This window comes from Caballeronia sp. AZ10_KS36, assembly GCF_023631105.1.
GTDB lineage: Bacteria > Pseudomonadota > Gammaproteobacteria > Burkholderiales > Burkholderiaceae > Caballeronia.
Window position 1 is genome coordinate 1 of record NZ_JALQDQ010000077.1, and the last position, 347, is coordinate 347.

The 347-nt window shown below is 67.1% G+C and carries 1 protein-coding gene; it reads right to left on the reverse strand.

Annotated elements, in window-relative coordinates; genetic code table 11:
* Positions 1-347: BamA/TamA family outer membrane protein (locus NCR35_RS29790; RefSeq protein WP_250537464.1), on the reverse strand; the 347-nt coding region annotated here is incomplete at both ends.

Here is a 347-nt window from a genome sequence, read left to right on the forward strand (position 1 = left end):
CTATAACCGCGCACCGAATTCGCGCCGCCCGCGCGAAACAGCAGCGACGCCGGCACGCCGCTCGACGGCCCGGTCGTGAACACGCCGCCGAACTCGGCGCGAAACACCAGCAGATCGTTCTTGCCGAGCGGCAGGTACTGCTGCGCATTCGTGTAGAGGCGCGCGAATGTCTGATCGGTCATGACGTTTTTCACGGCGAAGCCTGCTTCCGCCCGGATCACGTTGCCGCGGCGCGGGAACAGCGGATCGTCGACGTCGCGGCGCACCCATGTCCACGCGGGCACGAGCGCGCGCGCGGTCGACGGGTTCGGCTCGTTCTGCGTGAGACGGTCGTCGTAAAAGGTCAG